The 2,147-nt window shown below is 30.4% G+C and carries 1 protein-coding gene; it reads right to left on the bottom strand.

Annotated features, from left to right (window positions below):
- Window positions 1–398: 398 nt before the first annotated feature.
- On the bottom strand, window positions 399–2,000 hold the full coding sequence (locus AFK68_RS00600) for a mechanosensitive ion channel family protein (RefSeq protein ID WP_094670814.1): 1,602 nt from the start codon (window positions 1,998–2,000) through the stop codon (window positions 399–401).
- Window positions 2,001–2,147: the final 147 nt, after the last annotated feature.

Here is a 2,147-nt window from a genome sequence, read left to right as displayed (position 1 = left end):
AATTATAAGCTGTTGTGTATCTAGATTTTATATTCCCTATTGCTAGGAGCAAAAATTGAATATATGGTCGTTCATAGTNAGAAGGCAGAGGGCAGAAGGCAGAAGTAATGCAAGTCAACAGAGCCGTGAAAACCCCTATAAACATCTTAGCTGATAGCTGACGGCTGAATGCTTACAGTAATTAACATAGGCAACCAAAACTTTTTCCCTAATTATTAGCCAGTTGATGTTAATTATTCTGATTTGTACAGACGTTGCATAACAAAAATGCTAACGTCCCTCCCCCACCAAATCAAATATAGCAATATTTTTGAGAAATGGTATGAGAGCTTATTTTTTGGTCATGTTATTTTTGGTTAACAGTATCTTTATTAAGGTTGATATTTGTTGTCACCTAATTACTCAACATTATCCAACATTAAATGGTGAATCACAGGAATTTCAATACCTTCTTCCTGGAAAGCTTGTTTAATCATTGTACCAAGAATTCTCTTCATATCAATGTGTCTTCCTGGTTTAACTTCTGTAGTTATATGAACTAACATTTGATAGTCATAAAATTCTTCTATTCCATCTACTACGGTGCCTTTCATTATTTCTTCTGGATACTTTTCTTGAAGCTTATTTCCTACTCTATTTATAATTTCATAGATTTGATTAATATCACTTTGATAAGGAATTTTAAGAGTAACAACTGAATTACTATGGTGTGAGTGATTAACTACATCTTTAACATCACGATTATGGATAATGTGATGTTTATCTTCATAATTAATTCGAGTGGTTCTTAATTCTATTCCTGTCACAAAGCCATAAACACCATTTATCTCTACAAAGTCTCCTACTAAGTAATAATTTTCAAACAAAATAAAGAAACCTGCAACTATATCTTCAACCAGACTTTTAGCACCCATTCCCACTGTTAAACCGAGAATACCTACACCTGCTAAAATTGGAGTCGGGTCAATTTTAATAATATAAAGAATAGAAATACCTGCACCAAAGTAAATAAAGTATTTGATAAAGCTTTTAAATAAAGGTAGAAATGTCTTGCGTCTTTGTTGGGATAAATCGCTTGAATCATTATTATCAAGTAGTAAGTTTTCTAGTACAAGTTTAGCAACTTCTTCAACAACACGAGTAATAAAGATAATTCCTATTATTTGAATTAATAAGGGTCCATAAGTAGCTAATTTGGCAATAAAATCAAGTTGTTGAATTACTAAAGTAGCTGTAACAATATAGATTGCATATTCAATACATCGCTTTGCCAGAGGAATTAAATGACTGAAATTATCGTAGATGCGCAAGATAAAAATATTTTTTTGCTCGGAATATTTATTGCTCAGAGCATCAATAGTATCAATTACGGCTGTACCTGCTTTAACAAATAGTAATCCGGCGATTATAATCATATAAATTCGCAAACCTATATACAAATATTGGATTATTATTGTTGGTAATTGCAGAAATTGGGCGGATATAGTAATGGAAAGTAGCCAGATAATCTTATCCAGGTTTTCTTTGAAAAACTTAAATAAATTTTCAATAGTTTCATCATTAGCAGTGAGTGTTTCAAAATTATCTGCTCGCTCTTTCAACCAATTTATGAATTTATCTATGTATGGGATAATCCAGCTAGTTAATATTAATAAGCTCAGACTTTTAATAACTCCAATTCCTATTTCTATCCAGTAATCTGGGGAAATATTTTGAATCAGGGACTGTTTGTATTCTATTAAGTCTTTTCCTTGATATATTAGCCATCCATTAAATCCTGCTACTACTAAACATAATAGTAGGGAACTTATAGTTATTAATATCTGCAAATTTTGGTAGATAAGTTGAACATTTTTTTCTTTTGCTTTAATTGAGTCAACTTTAAGTAACTGTTTATATATCCTAGTGACAAAAAATCTGATTGCCACAAAGATACATATTATGAATCCTATTTCAGCTCCAGTTACAATGAAGTTATTCATACTTATGTTCATGTTCATTTAATATTTCCGGATATATTGCAATTGAATGATTATTATTTAATTGTATAGTTAATAGTGATTAAATAGGTAGGTGCAAATAAACTTAACTATGTAACATAATGTAAATTATTTAAAGCCCTTGAAATTGATTTCCTCTACTAGATT

The organism is Hydrocoleum sp. CS-953 (genome assembly GCF_002260545.1).
Lineage (GTDB): Bacteria > Cyanobacteriota > Cyanobacteriia > Cyanobacteriales > Microcoleaceae > Trichodesmium.
Note: the sequence above shows the minus strand (reverse complement) of the source record. Positions and strands in the feature narration are given on the sequence as shown.